The sequence below is a fragment of the Pseudomonas sp. NBRC 111119 genome, from assembly GCF_001320125.1.
Lineage (GTDB): Bacteria > Pseudomonadota > Gammaproteobacteria > Pseudomonadales > Pseudomonadaceae > Aquipseudomonas > Aquipseudomonas parafulva.
In genome coordinates this window covers 19,933-36,372 of sequence record NZ_BCAV01000039.1, presented here as the reverse complement: position 1 = coordinate 36,372, position 16,440 = coordinate 19,933, and the positions used below count along the sequence as shown (strand labels likewise).

Genomic DNA, 16,440 nt, shown 5'->3' with positions numbered 1-16,440 from the left:
AAAAAACCGTCAAGCAGCCTGAATGTGCGCCGGGGGTGGCACCGCCGCATCAGAGGCCGTAAGCTGCGCCTGCCGCGCACTACAGCGAGAAGCGCCGCACAGGAGACCCCAATGCGCATCCTTTTGGTTGAAGACAACCGCGATATCCTGGCCAACCTTGCCGATTACCTGGGCATGAAGGGCTACACCGTCGACTGCGCCCAGGATGGGCTGTCCGGCCTGCACCTGGCCGCCACCGAGCACTATGACCTGATCGTGCTCGACATCATGCTGCCTGGCATTGATGGCTATACCCTGTGCAAGCGTCTGCGTGAGGATGCCCGCCGCGACACGCCGGTCATCATGCTCACGGCCCGCGACCAGCTGGACGACCGCCTGCAAGGCTTCCGTTCCGGTGCTGACGACTATCTGCTCAAGCCTTTCGCACTCTCAGAATTGTCGGCGCGCATCGAGGCCGTGCTGCGTCGGGCCCAGGGAGGCGGGCGCCGTACCTTGCAGGTGGCAGACCTGAGCTACGACCTGGACACCCTCGAAGTCAGCCGCCAGGGCCGCTTGCTCAAGCTCAACCCGGTTGGCCTGAAACTGCTCGCTGTACTCATGCAGAAAAGCCCCCATGTGCTGCGCCGTGAAGTGCTGGAAGAAGCCCTGTGGGGCGACGATTGCCCCGACAGCGACAGCCTGCGCAGCCACGTGCACCAGCTGCGCCAGGTGATCGACAAGCCTTTCGAGAAACCCCTGTTGCATACCGTCCATGGCGTCGGCTATCGCCTCGCCGAGGGCCGCGATGGAGTTTAAGCAAAGTCTTGCCCAACGCATCATCATCGCCTTCGCGCTGATGAGCGCGCTGGTGGCCGGGGCGTTCGCCTTCGGTATCGTCTCCACCGTGCACCTGGTGGAGGAGCGGCTGATTTCCTCGGTGCTGGGGGGCGACCTGCAGCGCCTGCTGCGCATGGACAGTGTCAGTGACTGGAGCCACCGGCCCAGGCCTGACCAGCTGTTCTATTTCAGCGGCGGGCGTGACGACTTCGAGCTGCCCAAGGACCTGCGCCACCTGGACCGTGGTTTCCACGAGGTGTTTCGCGACCAGTTGTCCTATCACGCCATGGTCGAGATAGTCGACGGCCGCCGCTACGTGCTGTTGCAGGACCAGAGCGACTTCGAGGAGCGCGAGCGGGTGCTGTTCGCGGTGGTGGTGGTGGGCTTCGTGCTCAGCCTCGTGCTTGCAGTGATACTGGGCTGGTTGCTGGCCCGTCGGGTGATGGCGCCCGTGATCCGCCTGGCACGCCAGGTACGCCACCGGGACCAGTTGCTGGGGTTGGCACCGCCGCTGGCGCCAGACTACGCCGCCGACGAGGTGGGCCAACTGGCGGTGGCATTCGATGACACCCTGGGCCGCCTGCGCGATGCGCTGACCCGTGAACGGCTGTTTACCAGTGACGTCAGCCATGAGTTGCGTACCCCCTTGATGGTGCTAGCAACCTCGTGCGAACTGCTGATGGAGAACCCGGCGCTGGATGCCCGCTCACGCAGCCAGGTCGAGCGCGTGGCCCGGGCCACCGAAGAAATGCGCGAACTGGTCAAGACCTTCCTGATGCTGGCCCGTGCGCAGCGCGACGAAGGCGCGGTGGCATCCAGGGCGACCCTGCGCGAAGTGGGTGACGAGCTGATCGGGGTATGGCGCGACACCATTGAGCAGAAGGGCCTGACCCTGCACTACGAAGGCCGTAGCAGTGCCGGCCCGGTGCTGTATAACGCCACCTTCCTGCAATCGGTGATGGGCAACCTGTTGCGTAATGCGGCGCACTACACCGACGGCGGCTACATTCGCCTTACCCTCGAAGCCAGCGGGTTCACCGTTGAAGACAGCGGCGTGGGTATACCGGAAGAGCAGCGCGAGGCAATGTTCAAGCCATTCGTGCGTGGCGACGAGCGGCGTGGCGAGGGCCTGGGGCTGGGGCTGTCGCTGGTGCAGCGGATCTGCGACGACCAAGGCTGGCACGTGACCCTGACCTCGGCCCAGCCCCATGGCTGCCGGTTCCACGTTGACCTCAGCAGCACGGTAGCGAAAGGCGACCCTGATGTACTTTCGTAATAACCTGTAAGAAAGGTATTGGTCTACGACATAATTTTCACACCGGCATGACCTGATTCCTACGCTTGGCTGCCTAAGCTCGCGGCATTGGAATCAGGAGATGCCCGATGCGTAGCCCCATCAACCTCGAGTTTTCCCAGAAGTACGACAAGACCCACGCCCACGCGTACTTCTTGAAGCACCAGGACGGCCTTGCCCGCCGCTTGTCCCACAAGCGCGACGAGCAGCTGGCGCGCCGTGCACTGGCCCTGGCGGGTGAGCCTGGCCTGGTGTTGGACTTACCTTGTGGGGCGGGGCGCTTCTGGCCGCTGCTGGCCGAAAAAAACAACCGAATCATCATCGGCGCGGATAACTCCCAGGCGATGATCGACACTGCGTGCGCAGCACAGCCCCCTGAAGTGGTCGCGCGGGTACGGCCTTTGCAGACATCAGCATTCGCGATTGACCTGCCTGACAATTCGGTGGACAGCATTTTTTGCATGCGGCTGTTCCACCACATTGGCGAGGCATCTCACAGAAAGGTCATTCTCAAAGAGTTTCAACGTGTTACGCGTGACAGCGTGATCGTTTCACTCTGGGTTGACGGTAATTTCAAGGCTTGGCGGCGCAAGAAACTGGAGCGTCGTCGCAGCGCTGAAGTGACGCAGGACAATTATCAAAATCGTTTTGTGTTACCCGCTGAAACAGTAGAAGCAGAATTCGAGGCTGCCGGGTTCCGCATTCAGGAGCGTCTCGACTTCCTGCCGTTCTATGCGATGTGGCGCGTGTATGTATTGCGCAAGGGGTAGCTGCCAACGGGCAGCGGCCACCGACCTGCGCCAATTGGGCCGCCACTCGTCGCTGAACGATGCAGAATGGCAGACGTTGCTCTACTTTTACCAAGTGGCGTTTGGCAGCGCTGTCAAAGGGTTAGAGCAATGAAACTAGAAATAGCTCGAGCTTTGTTCCTGGTAGCGGGCCTGGCGGTGACCACCGTTGCAGTGGCTGCCTGGGAGCAGCCAAAGCTTGTGGTGTTCAGCAAGGCCGAGATGGCCGACCAATGCGCATTGCCGCGGCTGGTCAAGCCGCAGCAGGCGAGGGTGCAGCCGGATCACGACCTGTTGCTGTTCCTGTTCGGCATGCGGCAGGGGTTGCGGCCGTTTGGATGAGCCGGCGCCCTGTACTTACCCTGCCCCGCCGAGGGGGCATTTGAGGGGTGAGGCGTCGTTAGACCAGGTGCAGGTGGTTGTCCCAGAACCCCGACGGCAGGTTCATCGGCTGCGCCAGCGGCTCGGGCTTGCGGCAATCGTAGAAGCGGCAGCGTCCCTGCCCGGAAGTCACCACGAAACCGTCGTCGACCGCCCCGACCCCTGCGCAATCCGGCATAGGGGCATCCAGGCGCACTGCACCGCTGTCCAGGTCCCACACGAACAGGCGGTTGGCCCGCGGCGCGGTCAACGCCACCAGGCGCAGTTCGCTGTGGATGGCCACGCTGGCGGTGTACTGGGCCATGGCCTGCAGTTGCCGCTCTGGTACCGGAAAAGCCTGGAATGGCTGGCCCGGGCGCTTGATCGCCAGCAACTCGGCCGTTTCGGTAGCGTCGCCCATGAACTGCTGGCAGACGGCAATAGTGCCATCGCTGCCCACCGCCAAGTGGCGAACGCTGTTCATTTGCTGGGCCAAGGTTTCCTTGCTCAGCAAGGTACCGTCACGCTGCATCAGTACCAGGCTCGGCTGCATGGCGTCGAGGTTCATCTCCACCCGGCTTTCTGCCTCGGTCCGAATGCCGCCGTTGGCCACCACCAGGGTCTCGCCGTCTGGTAGCCAGGCCACCTCGTGGGGGCCAATGCCATGGGTGCTGAGTTCACCCGTGTGCACCAGGCGCTCGCCTTCGAAGCGGTACACACCCAGCACGCCACGCCCTGGGTCGGTGGTGTCGTTTTCGGTGGCGTACAGCCATTCACCTTCCTTGTGCACCACGGCATGGCCATAGAAGTGGCGGTTGGGCTGAGAGGCCACAGTTTGCAGCAAGCGCCCATCGCGCAGGTCGATCAGGTAGCTTTCGGTGCCAGGGCGCCGGGCAACGAACAAGGCAACTGGCTGCTTGGGATGGTGAACAATGGCATGGCAACGCTGGGCCACCTGGGTGCTGAACACCTGGGTCCCGTCCAGGCGAAACCCGACGGCATAGTGCTTGCCGTCGCCATCATCACGCGCCGAGAGCAGCAGGGGTTCGCTACCTTTATGGCGCGAAAGGCTCCAGCCGCCCAAGGTCAGGGCGCTGAGCAGAACGCTACCGAGTTTCAGGGCCTGGCGTCGCAGCATGATCAGTCACCGTCGTTGGCATTGAAGCCCAGCTGAATGTTCAACGCCTTGGCCAGCTCGCCTTCGTGCAGGCGGTGGACGACGTTCAGGCTGTCGTAGATCTGGTTGAGGGCCTGCTGGCCTGCGTCATCGGCCAGCAGCTCGCCCAGGGTCTTCTGGTTGTCGGCCAGCAGCTTGAGCGAGGTGGCGTAGGCATCGTCGATTTTGCCTGCCAGGGCTTTCTGGTCGCTTGGCAGCAGCCCTCGCAACCCTTGGTTGTCGACCCCCACCCACACAGCCTGGGCGGCCTTGAGGCTGGCTTGCAGGCTGTTCATGGAGTTGTGGCTGCGCCAGGCCTCGGCCTGCAGTGGCTGGGCGATGCCCTTGCTCTGCCGGCCCATGGGGGCGCCGAGTTTCTTCTTGAGCGTGTCCAGGGCCGTGACCTGGGCACGCAGCAGGTCGGCGATGGCCTCGTGGGAGTCGGCATAGCGCTGGTTGGGGAACTTGGTCATCTGCGAGAGCATGCCATCAGTGCTGTTCCAGCCTTTGAGGATTTCCTCGGCCAGCGCCTTCTGGTGCTCGGCAATGGCAACCAGCAACGGGCAGTAGCGGGCTTTCTGTTCGGCATTGGCCACATCCGGCTTGCTGTCGAACAGGATGTATTCATAGGCCGACAGGCCGCGCACCACCACACTGGCCTTGCCCAGGGTGGCTGCGTCGACGGGCTTGTCGCCGTTGACCAGTTGCTCGACCTGGCGGCCGACCAGGTTCTTCTTGTCTGGCCAGAACTGTACCTGCCACGCACGGTTGCCCTCGGCCAGTGGGCCGACCAGCAGCGGCTGCAGCTCGGCCCAGGCCTTTTGCGCATCGAGGAAGTCGGCCCGGGCCTTTTCCAGTGTTTCCTTGCCTTCGCAGTAGGCCAGGGCACTGGCAGCCAGGGTACGGTCGGCTTCGACCCAGCGGCTGTAGGTGGGCAGGATCACCTGCTTGGCGATTGCAGCAGAGGTGACGGCCTGCGGGTCCTGCGGGGAGCAGGCGCCCAGAGCGATTGCGGCGAGGCTGGTGAACAACAGTTTGGGTCGGAACATGCCCGGCTCCTATGCGCGTTTAAAGGGAATTCAGAAACGCCAGCAGCGCAGCGCGCTGGTCGGCATCGAAAGCAAGTACGAAATCGCGGGCGGCCTGGGCTTCGCCGCCGTGCCATAGCACCGCCTCGAGCAGGTTGCGGGCGCGCCCGTCATGCAGGAACTGGCTGTGGCCGGTGACGGTTTCGCTCAGGCCAACGCCCCACAACGGCGGGGTACGCCAGTCCTGGCCATTGGCGGCGAACTCGGTACGCTCGTCGGCCAGGCCCGGGCCCATGTCATGCAACAGCAGGTCGCTGTAGGGGCGGATCACCTGGTTGGCCAGCTCAGGCTCGGCGGCGTCGGCGGCGGTGGTGAACTGCGGGGTGTGACACCCCTGGCAACCCGCCTGGAAGAACAGGTTCTTGCCCGCCAGCACCGCTGGCGAACCCACGTCACGGCGCGCCGGGACGGCCAGGTTACGGGCATAGAAGGTGACCAGGCGCAGGATGTTGTCGCTGACCTCCTTCTCACCGTCGGCGCCATCACCGTTAGGCGCCGCCAGGCAGTCGACCTGGGTTGGCGTGCAATCGTCGTGGGGCAGCAGGGTAGTGGTCAGGCCCATGTCACCGGCGAAAGCATGCACGTTTTGCTGGTTGACGTTGGGCTGGCCGGCCTTCCAGCCAAAGCGGCCGATCACGGTCTTGCCCTGGGCGTCGTCCCACACCCGGTTGGCCCGCCCACGGATGCCATTGCGGTTGCGATCATCAGGGTCTTCATTGGCCAGCAGATCGGCCTCGGGAATCGCCTCCAGCAGGCCGAGGCCGATCATGGGCGGGGCTACCCGGGCGGAGAACCGCGTATCGGGGTGCATCACGCCGTAGCCGAGCTGGGTGATCTGCAAGGTCGGCTTGCGCAGCTCAACCTGATGGCCGTCCTTGAACGTCACGGTGCTGGTGGTATAGGTGACCCGCACTTTACCCTCAGGGGCTACCCCGGGGATCGCCATATCCTGCAACTGGGTGCCATAGACCGGCTCTGGTACTACGCCCAGGCGCTCGATCACTTTGGCAAGGTAGGGCTGGTCGGGGATCGACAGGCGCACCAGCATGCCGACCGCGTTGCTGGCGTCCGGCTCCGGTGGGCGGCCGCGGCCGTCGCGAACGTGGCAGTTCTGGCAGGCGTTGGTGTTGAACAGCGGGCCCAGGCCGTCGCGTGCGGTGGTGGTGGACGGCGCGATGACCCAAGGGTTGCGGAAGAAGCTGTTGCCCACGGCAAAGTCCAGGCGCCGCTCACGGGACAGGTTGGCCGCGGGCATGGAGTAGGCATTGCGGTCACTGCGCAGTACGGTCGTCTTGCCACCCGACAGCGCTTCGCCGGGCTCGGCCTGGGTGAAACGCGGGGCGTCGTCACAGGCGGCAAGGGCAAAGGCCAGCAGCAAAGGGGCGCAACGGAACAGCGACAAGGACATGCAAGATCCTGGGCTTGAGCGAAAAACCGGCGTGCAAGCTTATCAGGCCCAGGATCATTGAATAAGAGCAATTTGCGTTTGCTCGATGAAATCCTTGTTCAGCCGGTCAGGCCATGAACAGCTGGAACTGCCTGCTCACCAGGCTGACGATCAGGTTCTTGTTGCCGCCGTTGCGGTTGTCGCCGGCGATTTCGATGATGTCGTTGCTCGAGTAGTCCATGGCGGCTGCGCTGATGCACTTTATTGCATCCTTGTGGGCCGGCTGCCAGTAGTCCTGGAATACCCACACACTGGTTTCGGCGGCCGGGCCGAGGATCAACCGCAAGGCCTTGTGGTTTTCATCGGTGTTACCGACCCAGGGCACGGCAAGGGCACCGTTCCAGACATGCTGGGCGCCGATGGCCAGGCTCTGGCTGCGGTTTTCACCGTCGATCAGGGTAAGGGTGTAGGGGGTGTTGTTGGCGATGGAGCGCAGGTAGGTGACGCTGGCCATGAGGCGTTTTCCTTCTACGGTTTTGGGTTGGGGCGGGGCAGGGGCGGTTCGGGGGCGCGGTAGACGTAGGCGGCAAGCAGTGTGATTTCGTTGAAAGGTGGGGCCAGGTCGGCGGGTGCATAGCGCCCCATGGGTTGCAGGCCGAGGGTGAAGGCCACGGCTTCGAACATTCGCCGGTCGGTTTCATTGGGGTCGTAGAGGTAGATCTTGCCGGGCCTTGCGACTACGCGGCACATCTCCTCTGCTACAGCGTGTGTAATCGGGGCGCCCATCAGGGTCACGTGGGGCACGCTATGGTCGTCGATGGGAAACCTGGGGGCGTCGTATTCGTAGACCAGGATGAGGTTGGGGATGGGCTTGCCGGCAAACAGGCCGTTGGAGATGCGCTGGCCTGCCTTGTTAAGGTTGTAGGCGTTATGGAACCCGGTTATCAGGTCTTTGCCTTGAACGCGCTGAACGATGCGGCCTTCCCCCCAGACATCGAGAATCTGCAGCACAGTGCCTCCTGGTAGGCGATTCGTGGACCTTGTGCAGCATGGGCCCTCGCCACCGTGGCAGGCATCGGGAAGCATTGCCGCCGCCAACGAAAACGCCCGGCACATGGCCGGGCGTAGAGGTGAAGCACTGTTACCGGATCAGAATTCGTGGTCAGCGGTGTCCGGGTTCAGGTTGGCGATGCCCAGCTTGCCTGCAGCCTGCTCGATGGCGCCGGTCTGCTTGACCAGGGCAGCGATGGCGTCACGCACGATCTGGTTGCCGGCGGTGTTGTCGGCAGCGATCAGCTGGTCATAGTGCTCGCCCTTGAGGGCATGGTCGACAATGACCTGGATCTTGGCTTCGGTGGCTTCCAGGTCGGCCTTGAGGGTGGCGTCGGTTGCCGGGTCGACCTTGGCGACCAGCGACGACAGGCTCGGGCCGGTGACCTTGGTGCCGTCCGGGCGGGTGTACTCGCCCAGGTAGACGTTACGGATGCCCTTGGCGTCGTAGAAGTGCGAGTAGTGGGTGTTGTCGCTGAAGCAATCATGCTCGTCTTCCGGCGAGTTGGCTTCCAGCGAAACCTTCATGCGTTCGCCTGCCAGTTCACCCAGCGACAGGCTGCCCATGCCGAACAGCATCTTGCGCAGGCCGTCGTTGGCGGGCTCTGCCTCAAGCTTGGCGCGGTAGTTGTCGGCCACGTTCGGTGCCCAGTTGCCGACCATTTCTTCAAGGTCGGTGACCAGCAGGTCGGTGACTGCCTTGAGGTAGGCACGGCGGCGCTCGTTGTGGCCGCCGGTAGCGCCCTGGCCTTCCAGGTAGTCGGAAGCCGGACGGTTGCCGGCGCCCGGGCCGGTCCCGTTCAGGTCCTGGCCCCAGAGCAGGAATTCGATGGCGTGGTAACCGGTGGCAACGTTGGCTTCGGACCCGCCCAGCTCGTTGAGGCTGGCCAGCTTCTCGGGGGTGATGTCCTTGACGTCGATCTTCTCTTCGCCCACCTGGATTTCAGTGTTGGCGATGATGTTGGCACTGGCAGCCGGGTTACCCAGGGCATGCTCGTAGCTCTTGTCGACGTAGTCGATCAGGCCTTCGTCCAGGGGCCAGGCGTTCACCTGGCCTTCCCAGTCGTCGATGATGGTGTTGCCGAAGCGGAAGGCTTCGCTTTGCAGGTAAGGGACGCGCGATGCAACCCAGGCATCCTTGGCGGCCTTGAGGGTGTCATCGTTCGGGGTGGCCAGGAATGCGTCCACGGCGCCCTGCAAGGTTTTGGCAGTGCTCAGCGAGTCGCTGTACACGGCGTACACCAGTTCGGCGTAATGCTTGACCACGGCCTTGCCGGCGGCTTCGTCGACAGCCCCTGGCGCGCTGGCAGAAGGGGTGGCGGCCGCGGGTGCCTGGGCTTGCGGCGCGGCGGCCTTGTTGTCCTTGCTTTCACCGCAACCGGCGAGAGCGATGGCAATGGCCAGCAGACTGGCAGAGGCCAGAGGCATTCGAATCATTATTGGTTTCCTGCGTCGTGTGGTTGGACCAGTGGGTGGGCCGTGCGCCGTGGCACGCGAAACCGCAACATCATGCGAAAGATTTGCATTTGCTGTAAAGGGCCAAGCGCGCAATTCATGTAAATGCGGGTCATGGGGTGTAACCGGCAGGCTCAGAGCACCGATACCTGGTTGCGCTGAGCCTGTTTGAGGAAGTTGGTCAACTCGCGGGCCGACAGTGGCTTGCTGTAGTGGTAGCCCTGGCCCTCGTGGCAGCCCTGCGCCACGATGTAGGTCTCCTGCTCGGCGGTTTCCACCCCTTCGGCAATGACCTGCATGCCCAGGCTCTTGCCCAGCTGGATGATGGCCCGCACGATGGTGGCGTCGTCATCGTCGTCCAGCAGGTCCTGAACGAAGCTCTTGTCGATCTTGATCTTGTCCAGCGGCAGGGATTTCAGGTAACTGAGCGACGAGTAGCCCGTGCCGAAATCGTCGATGGCGATCAGCGCCCCGGAGCGGCGCAGGCTGAGCAGATGTTGGGCGGCGGTGCTGATATCTTCCATCAGGCCGGTCTCGGTCACTTCGAGCTCCAGGCTGCGCGGCGGCAGGCGGTAGGCTTGCAGCAGGTTATTGACAACCCTGGGCAGCTCGCTGTGGTGCAACTGCACGGTGGACAGGTTTACCGCCATGCGCAGGTCGCCGAAGCCCAGGTCATGCCATTCGCGCAGTTGGCGGCAGGCTTGGTCGAGCACCCATTCGCCAATGCCGATGATGCTGCCATTTTGCTCGGCCAGCGGAATGAACTGGTCCGGCGGCACCATGCCCAGTTCCGGGTGCTGCCAGCGCAGCAGGGCCTCGACACCGACCACGCGGTGGTCGCGGTAGCTGATCTGCGGCTGGTACACCAGGTACAGCTGGTTGCGTGGCAGGGCCTCGCGCAGGTCCTTCTCCAGTTCGCGGCGCCGGCGCATCTCGCTGTCGACGCTGGCGATGTAGAACTGGTAACGGCTGCGTGAACGGGCCTTGGCCAGGGTCATGGTCTGTTCGGCTTTTTGCAGCAGCTTCTCGGTGCTGTCGCCGTCTTCCGGGAACAAGGTGATGCCGATGGTGGCACGCAGGCGGATCTGCTGATGGTGATCGAGGTCGAACGGCACTTCGAGGTCGTCCAGGATGCTCTGCGCCAGTTCGGCCGCTTCGTAGGGCTGCTCGATGTTGGCCTGTACCAGGGCGAACTGGTCACCGCCAAGGCGGGCGAGGGCGCCCAGGCGGCCGCTGTGGGCGCGAAGGCGGTCAGCCAGGGCCAGCAGCAGCTGGTCGCCTACCTGGTAGCTGAACTGCTCGTTGATGCCCTTGAAATCGTCCAGCCCCACGCACAGCACGGCTACCCGGTGCTGTAGGCGCCCGCCATCGACCAGGATCTTATCCAGCTGCTGTTGCAACTGCTGGCGGTTGGGCAGGCCGGTGAGGAAGTCGTACTGGGCCATGCGTTGCAGGCTGTTTTCTGCCTCATGGCGCAGGTGGGTATTGCGTTCGATCGACGCCAGTAACTGGTTGGCGGTGTTCACCCACAGCCCCAGTTCGTTCTTTTCATGCCCCTTGATCAGTGGGATCTGGTGCTGGCTAGGGCGGTCGGGGTTGATCTGGGTGAGGTGCTCGATGATCTTCGACAGTGGCTTGGTCAGCAGCCAGTGGTAGACCAGGTACAGCACCAGCCCCATGGCCAGTGCGCGCAGCACCCCCGAGATGAAGATGATCACGGCGTTGAGCAGGAAGTCCCGGCCATACGACGAGGTATCGAGGGTGATGTTCAGGTCGCCGTAGTATTCGCTGTAGGGGCCGCGGCCGACCAGTTGCGTGGTGTAGGTGCGCTCCTGGCCAAGAATCAGGTCGGTCAGCCAGCGCATGGGCGTGTCCTGCAGGGGGCGGGACTTTTCTGCCAGCATGGTTTCATTGGGGTGGCCGATGGAGGCCATGCGCACGGACTCGTCCTGGAACAGCCCCTCCATGACCTGCATGCCCATCTCCCGGTCAAGGCTGTATACCGCCTGGGTGGAGGGGTCGCGGAACATGTCGAGGATGCGCTGGGCATCATTGTTGACGGCCTGGCGGGTCTTGTAGGTGTCGTAGACGATCTGCGCGCAACTGAGCACGACGCCGACCGCTAGCGCCGACAGCAGCACGACCCTGAGCAACTTGACCGACAAGCTGTTCCGCAATTCCAGCTTCAATGGAGGTTATCCTTAATTCATGCGAATGGCATCATTTTGCCATCAACGATGACCATACACTACCGCGTGGCCACGAGCAGTGTATCGGTTGCCAGACCCTGCAACTTGAATGCGCTGTATCAATAATCCGGTGGTTTGATGTTAGCGTGCAATACGGCCTGAGCAAGCACAACCCTGCGTTGCAGCCGGCATGAAAAAACCCGGCGCAGGGCCGGGTTTCTTGTTCAAGGCTGAGGGGCTCAGGCCTTGAAGGTTTTACCTTCGAACTGCTCGGCAACGAATGCCCAGTTGACCAGGTTCCAGAACGCCTCGACGTACTTGGGACGCAGGTTGCGGTAGTCGATGTAGTAGGCGTGTTCCCATACGTCGCAGGTCAGCAGCGGGGTGTCGCCGCTGGTCAGCGGGCAGCCGGCGCCGATGGTGCTGGCCAGGGCCAGGGAGCCGTCAGCTTTCTTGACCAGCCAGCCCCAGCCGGAACCGAATGTGCCAACCGACGTCTTGGTGAACTCTTCCTTGAACTTGTCGAAGGAACCGAAAGCGGTATTGATGGCCTCGGCCAGAGCACCGGTTGGCTGGCCGCCGCCGTTTGGCGACAGGCAGTTCCAGTAGAAGGTGTGGTTCCAGACCTGCGCGGCGTTGTTGAAGATGCCGCCCGAAGAGCTCTTGACGATCTCTTCCAGGGTCTTGCCTTCGAATTCGGTGCCTGGGACCAGATTGTTCAGGTTCACGACATAGGTGTTGTGGTGCTTGTCGTGGTGATACTCCAGGGTTTCCTTGGAGATGTGCGGCTGCAGGGCATCATGGGCGTAAGGCAGCGGCGGCAATTCAAAAGCCATGGTGGATCTCCTGATTCAGGTCTAGTTCGCGGTTTGCGCAGGGCCGATCACGGGCGGCCCTATGAGCGTCGGCGAGTTTGTACTCTTTGCGACGCAAGGGCTGGATCATAGCACCAGCCCTGGCGCATAACCACGCAACAAACATAGGGATAAGAGGTTCCTGGGCGGTCACCGGCTGGCGACCAGCGGTGAGCCTGCCGCTGGCAAGCCCACACACGTATGGGCTCGGCTTGCCGGCAACAGGGCCGTGGAAATCAGCTGAAGATCAACTGCGCGGCCACTGCGAACATCATCACCGCCACCATCAGGTCGAGCATGCGCCAGGTGGCCGGCCGCGCCAGCCACGGCGCCAGCCAGGCCGCGCCCACGGCCAAGGTCGAAAACCACAGCAGTGATGCGCTGGCTGCCCCGGCGACATAGGCGCCGGGGGCGGCCTGCTGTGCGCCCAGTGAGCCGATCAGCAACACGGTGTCCAGGTAAACGTGGGGGTTCAGCAGGGTGACCGCCAGGGCACTGAGCAGTACGGCGCGACGTGAGCGCATGCCCTGGCCCTGCTGGTGCTGCAGGCTCTGTTTCGAGCAGGCGCTGCGCAGTGCCTTGGCCCCGTACCACAACAGGAACAGCGCACCGCCCCAGCGGGCGACGGCCAGCAAGGTCGGGTTATGCGCCAGCACCGTCGCCAGGCCGAATACCCCGGCGGCCACCAGCAGTGCGTCGCAGACAATGCACAGCGCGGCCACTGGCAGGTGGTGTTCGCGGCGCAGGCTTTGTGCCAGGACGAATGCATTCTGCGCGCCAATGGCCATGATCAGGCCGAAGGCCACCAGCATGCCATTGAGGTAGCTTTGCCACATGGTGATTACTCCGTAAAAGATGCTGGCTATTGTGATTTGCCACGCTGTATAAGAAAAACCAATAAAGCTCATCACTCATTAGGAAAATCGATGTTCGACTACAAGCTGCTTGCCGCGCTGGCTGCGGTGATCGAACAGGGCGGTTTCGAGCGCGCAGCCAGCGTGCTTGGGTTGTCGCAGTCTGCGGTGTCCCAGCGCATCAAGCTGCTGGAGGCGCGGGTCGGGCAGCCGGTACTGGTGCGCGCAGCACCGCCCAGCCCCACCGAGGTCGGCCGCCAGTTGCTGAACCACGTGCAGCAAGTGCGCCTGCTGGAGCGTGACCTTCAGCGCGAAGTGCCGGCGCTGGACGAAGGCGGCGTGCCGGAACGCCTGCGCATCGCGCTCAATGCCGACAGCCTTGCCACCTGGTGGGCCGGCGCGGTCGGCGACTTCTGCGCCCGGCACAATGTGTTGACTGACCTGGTGGTGGAAGACCAAGAGGTGGGCCTGAAACGCATGCGCGCCGGTGAGGTGGCTGCCTGCCTGTGTGGCAGCGAACGCCCGGTGGCCGGTGCCCGTAGCTTGGCATTGGGCGCCATGCGCTACCGTGCGCTGGCCAGCCCTGCGTTCATGGCGCAACACTTCCCGCAGGGTTTCGACACCGGTCGCCTGGCCCGCACCCCCGCCATCGTCTACGGCCCCGATGACTTCCTGCAGCACCGGTACCTGGCTTCCCTGGGCATCGAGGACGGTTTCCTGCACCACCTGTGCCCATCGTCGGAGGGTTTTCTGCGCATGACCGAGGCCGGCCTGGGCTGGGGGCTGGTGCCTGAGCTGCAGGCCCGTGAACAACTGGCTGCTGGGCAACTGGTGGAAATTTGCCGCGATACCCCCATCGATGTGCCGCTGTACTGGCATCATTGGCGCACGGGCGGGCAATTGCTCGCGCAACTGACTGACCACCTGCGGCACACCGCCCGGCAATGGTTGGTGCCCTTGTAGCGGCGGCTGGCGTCAGTTGCTTCTGAAATCTGGCAAGACGGAGTGTTACATGCGAATTCTGGTCACTGGCGCGAGTGGCTTCATCGGCGGTCGTTTCGCGCGCCACGCTCTGGAGCAGGGCCTGGACGTACGGGTCAGTGGCCGGCGCGCCGAAGGGGTGGAGCACCTGGTCAGGCGGGGTGCGCAGTTCATCCCCGGCGACCTGGGCGATGCCGAACTTGCCCGCCGCCTGTGCCAGGGCGTGGAGGCCGTGGTGCACTGCGCCGGCGCGGTGGGTAACTGGGGGCGTTACCAGGACTTCCACCAGGGCAACGTGGTGGTGACCGAGAACGTGGTCGAGGGCTGCCTGAAGGAACATGTGCGGCGCCTGGTGCACCTGTCGTCACCGTCGATCTATTTCAATGGCCGCTCGCGCCTGGACATCCGCGAAGACCAGGTACCACGACGCTTCCATGATCACTACGGGCGCACCAAGTACCTGGCCGAACAAAAGGTGTTCGGCGCGCAGGAGTTTGGCCTGGAGGTCCTGGCGCTGCGGCCGCGCTTTGTCACCGGCGCGGGTGATGCCAGTATTTTCCCACGGCTGATGCAGATGCAGCGCAAGGGCCGCGTCGCCATTATCGGCAATGGCCTGAACAAGGTGGACTTCACCAGCGTGCACAACCTCAACGAGGCATTGTTGAGCGCGCTGTTTGCCGATGGCCGGGCGCTGGGCCAAGCCTACAACATCAGCAATGGCCACCCGCTGCCGCTGTGGGACGTGATCAACTACGTGATGCGCCAGATGCAGCTGCCGCCGGTGACGCGCTACCGCAGCTACGGGCTGGCCTACAGCATGGCCGCGTTGAACGAGGCTGCTTGCCTGCTCTGGCCCGGGCGCCCGCAACCCACGCTGTCGCGCCTGGGCATGGAGGTGATGAGCCGTGATTTCACTCTGGACATCAGCCGCGCCCGCCAGTACCTGGATTACCAGCCAAAGGTGAGCCTGTGGACGGCATTGGATGAATTCTGCACCTGGTGGAAGCACCAGCCGCCCGGCCAGTGAACCGGGCGCTGTGATGATGGTCATCAGAGCGCCGTGCGAGCGGTTTATACTTCTGTCTCTTAGCTATCTGTTTGGTTGAAGCCCCATGCGCAACGATGCCCACGACGATTTCGATGATGTGCCCCCTTTGCGTGCCGGCACGCCGGATGATGATGAACTGCTGCCAGCACATGTTTCACGCAGCCGCCAAAAGGCCGCGAAGCCTGCGAGCAACGCGCCGTTGTGGGCGTTGCTGGGGGCTGCGTTCATTGCCCTGGGTTGCCTGGGCTGGTGGAGTTTCCAGCAGATCTCGCTGATGGAGCAGCAACTGGTGGCTACCCAGGAAAGCTTTGCCCGTATCAGCGAAGAGGCTGCTGGGCGCTTGCAAGCCATCAGTGGCAAGGTCGAGGCCAGTGAGTCCTCCAGCTCCAGCGGCAGCGAAGCGCTGAAGCTGCAGATTCGTCAATTGCAGGCAAGCCTTGCCGAACAGGGTAAACAGCAACAGGGGGTGGCGGGCCAGGCAGGTGACCTGGGCAAGCGCCTGGAGCAGGTGCTGGCCGATACCCGTGAGCAGCAAAAGGCGGTGAGTGACCTGCAAACCCAGTTGCAGGCGCAACTCAAGGCGGTGAACGGCGAGTTGGCGGCGTTGAAGTCCGGGCAGCTGGATGGCGGCAAGGTCGACGGGCAACTCAAGAGCTTGAGTGACGAGGTTGCGGCGCTCAAGAAGCAAGGCAACCCGAAAGCCGCCATCGAGAGCCTTGAGCAGGATGTACTGGTGCTCAAGAGCCAGCTGGACAGCCGCGCGAATTCAAGCGCGGGCGCTGGGGCTTCGGTACAGGAGTTCGATGCATTTCGTGGCCAGATGACCCGCAATTTCAACAACGTGCAAAGCCAGTTGCAGAACCTTCAACAGCAAATCAACGCTACCGCCCGGTAGGGCCGATCGCGACGGGCTGCAACGCAGCCCCAGCGGTATCAGCTTCGATCATAGAATGCCGGGGGCGCTGCGCACCCCATCGCGAGCTTCGCTAGCTCCTACAGGAGGATATGTACGCCCCCCGTAGGAGCGACCGCAGGTCGCGATGGGCTGCAGCGCAGCCCCAGCGGTATCAGCTTCGATCACAGAATGCCGGGGGCGCTGCGCACCCCATCGCGAGCTTCG

The 16,440-nt window shown here is 63.3% G+C and carries 16 protein-coding genes and 1 pseudogene; 8 read left to right on the top strand and 9 right to left on the bottom strand.

Annotated elements, in window-relative coordinates; genetic code table 11:
• The first annotated feature begins 111 nt into the window (after window positions 1-111).
• The 5 genes and pseudogenes from colR (at window position 112) to APH25_RS15265 (ending at window position 3,240) form a co-directional block, all read left to right on the top strand.
• Window positions 112-795, top strand: a complete 684-nt coding sequence (colR, locus tag APH25_RS15280) for a two-component system response regulator ColR (protein ID WP_023534349.1) — start codon at window positions 112-114, stop codon at window positions 793-795.
• Entirely contained in the window at window positions 785-2,092 is a 1,308-nt protein-coding gene (locus APH25_RS15275; protein WP_028635159.1) for a HAMP domain-containing sensor histidine kinase, read from the top strand. The genes colR and APH25_RS15275 overlap by 11 nt, the downstream gene beginning before the upstream one ends.
• Window positions 2,093-2,199: 107 nt before the next feature.
• Complete coding sequence (locus APH25_RS15270) at window positions 2,200-2,880, top strand: class I SAM-dependent methyltransferase (RefSeq protein ID WP_060482491.1); 681 nt, start codon at window positions 2,200-2,202, stop codon at window positions 2,878-2,880.
• Window positions 2,873-3,013 (top strand): annotated as a pseudogene (locus APH25_RS25015) (InaA protein); the annotation flags it as partial. The gene APH25_RS15270 and the pseudogene APH25_RS25015, both read left to right, overlap by 8 nt.
• Window positions 3,010-3,240 (top strand): hypothetical protein, encoded by a 231-nt coding sequence (locus APH25_RS15265; RefSeq protein ID WP_060482490.1) that lies wholly within the window; start codon window positions 3,010-3,012, stop codon window positions 3,238-3,240. The pseudogene APH25_RS25015 and the gene APH25_RS15265, both read left to right, overlap by 4 nt.
• Before the next feature lie 58 nt (window positions 3,241-3,298).
• On the opposite strand, the gene APH25_RS15260 is transcribed toward APH25_RS15265, so the two are convergent.
• From APH25_RS15260 to APH25_RS15220, 9 genes are all read right to left on the bottom strand, one after another.
• Window positions 3,299-4,396, bottom strand: coding sequence for a DUF1513 domain-containing protein (locus tag APH25_RS15260; protein WP_060482489.1), 1,098 nt, complete (start codon window positions 4,394-4,396; stop codon window positions 3,299-3,301).
• Window positions 4,397-4,398: 2 nt separating this feature from the next.
• Window positions 4,399-5,463: an imelysin family protein gene (locus APH25_RS15255; RefSeq protein WP_028635155.1), complete on the bottom strand. Its 1,065-nt coding sequence runs from the start codon at window positions 5,461-5,463 to the stop codon at window positions 4,399-4,401.
• Between the two features lie 19 nt (window positions 5,464-5,482).
• Window positions 5,483-6,910, bottom strand: coding sequence for a di-heme oxidoredictase family protein (locus APH25_RS15250; protein WP_028635154.1), 1,428 nt, complete (start codon window positions 6,908-6,910; stop codon window positions 5,483-5,485).
• A gap of 106 nt (window positions 6,911-7,016) precedes the next feature.
• Window positions 7,017-7,403: a hypothetical protein gene (locus APH25_RS15245; protein ID WP_028635153.1), complete on the bottom strand. Its 387-nt coding sequence runs from the start codon at window positions 7,401-7,403 to the stop codon at window positions 7,017-7,019.
• A gap of 14 nt (window positions 7,404-7,417) precedes the next feature.
• Complete coding sequence (locus tag APH25_RS15240; protein WP_060482488.1) at window positions 7,418-7,900, bottom strand: hypothetical protein; 483 nt, start codon at window positions 7,898-7,900, stop codon at window positions 7,418-7,420.
• Window positions 7,901-8,038: 138 nt separating this feature from the next.
• Window positions 8,039-9,376: an imelysin family protein gene (locus tag APH25_RS15235; RefSeq protein ID WP_060482487.1), complete on the bottom strand. Its 1,338-nt coding sequence runs from the start codon at window positions 9,374-9,376 to the stop codon at window positions 8,039-8,041.
• Window positions 9,377-9,528: 152 nt separating this feature from the next.
• Window positions 9,529-11,583 (bottom strand): bifunctional diguanylate cyclase/phosphodiesterase, encoded by a 2,055-nt coding sequence (locus APH25_RS15230; protein ID WP_028635150.1) that lies wholly within the window; start codon window positions 11,581-11,583, stop codon window positions 9,529-9,531.
• A gap of 239 nt (window positions 11,584-11,822) precedes the next feature.
• Window positions 11,823-12,419, bottom strand: coding sequence for a superoxide dismutase (locus tag APH25_RS15225; protein ID WP_028635149.1), 597 nt, complete (start codon window positions 12,417-12,419; stop codon window positions 11,823-11,825).
• A 254-nt stretch (window positions 12,420-12,673) separates the two neighbouring features.
• Window positions 12,674-13,273 (bottom strand): LysE/ArgO family amino acid transporter, encoded by a 600-nt coding sequence (locus tag APH25_RS15220; RefSeq protein ID WP_060482486.1) that lies wholly within the window; start codon window positions 13,271-13,273, stop codon window positions 12,674-12,676.
• 90 nt (window positions 13,274-13,363) lie between these two features.
• Between APH25_RS15220 and APH25_RS15215 the strand changes: the two genes are divergently transcribed.
• From APH25_RS15215 to APH25_RS15205, 3 genes are all read left to right on the top strand, one after another.
• Window positions 13,364-14,254, top strand: a complete 891-nt coding sequence (locus tag APH25_RS15215) for a LysR family transcriptional regulator ArgP (RefSeq protein WP_028635147.1) — start codon at window positions 13,364-13,366, stop codon at window positions 14,252-14,254.
• Between the two features lie 49 nt (window positions 14,255-14,303).
• On the top strand, window positions 14,304-15,299 hold the full coding sequence (locus APH25_RS15210) for an NAD(P)-dependent oxidoreductase (RefSeq protein ID WP_060482485.1): 996 nt from the start codon (window positions 14,304-14,306) through the stop codon (window positions 15,297-15,299).
• A gap of 85 nt (window positions 15,300-15,384) precedes the next feature.
• On the top strand, window positions 15,385-16,215 hold the full coding sequence (locus APH25_RS15205) for a hypothetical protein (RefSeq protein ID WP_060482484.1): 831 nt from the start codon (window positions 15,385-15,387) through the stop codon (window positions 16,213-16,215).
• Window positions 16,216-16,440: the final 225 nt, after the last annotated feature.

Bases quoted from the DNA above. Each gene is read 5' to 3' on its own strand.
- colR (WP_023534349.1), top strand. From the start codon at position 112: ATGCGCATCCTTTTGGTTGAAGACAACCGCGATATCCTGGCCAACCTT.
- APH25_RS15275 (WP_028635159.1), top strand. From the start codon at position 785: ATGGAGTTTAAGCAAAGTCTTGCCCAACGCATCATCATCGCCTTCGCG.
- APH25_RS15270 (WP_060482491.1), top strand. From the start codon at position 2,200: ATGCGTAGCCCCATCAACCTCGAGTTTTCCCAGAAGTACGACAAGACC.
- APH25_RS15265 (WP_060482490.1), top strand. From the start codon at position 3,010: ATGAAACTAGAAATAGCTCGAGCTTTGTTCCTGGTAGCGGGCCTGGCG.
- APH25_RS15260 (WP_060482489.1), bottom strand. From the start codon at position 4,396: ATGCTGCGACGCCAGGCCCTGAAACTCGGTAGCGTTCTGCTCAGCGCC.
- APH25_RS15255 (WP_028635155.1), bottom strand. From the start codon at position 5,463: ATGTTCCGACCCAAACTGTTGTTCACCAGCCTCGCCGCAATCGCTCTG.
- APH25_RS15250 (WP_028635154.1), bottom strand. From the start codon at position 6,910: ATGTCCTTGTCGCTGTTCCGTTGCGCCCCTTTGCTGCTGGCCTTTGCC.
- APH25_RS15245 (WP_028635153.1), bottom strand. From the start codon at position 7,403: ATGGCCAGCGTCACCTACCTGCGCTCCATCGCCAACAACACCCCCTAC.
- APH25_RS15235 (WP_060482487.1), bottom strand. From the start codon at position 9,376: ATGATTCGAATGCCTCTGGCCTCTGCCAGTCTGCTGGCCATTGCCATC.
- APH25_RS15225 (WP_028635149.1), bottom strand. From the start codon at position 12,419: ATGGCTTTTGAATTGCCGCCGCTGCCTTACGCCCATGATGCCCTGCAG.
- APH25_RS15220 (WP_060482486.1), bottom strand. From the start codon at position 13,273: ATGTGGCAAAGCTACCTCAATGGCATGCTGGTGGCCTTCGGCCTGATC.
- APH25_RS15215 (WP_028635147.1), top strand. From the start codon at position 13,364: ATGTTCGACTACAAGCTGCTTGCCGCGCTGGCTGCGGTGATCGAACAG.
- APH25_RS15210 (WP_060482485.1), top strand. From the start codon at position 14,304: ATGCGAATTCTGGTCACTGGCGCGAGTGGCTTCATCGGCGGTCGTTTC.
- APH25_RS15205 (WP_060482484.1), top strand. From the start codon at position 15,385: ATGCGCAACGATGCCCACGACGATTTCGATGATGTGCCCCCTTTGCGT.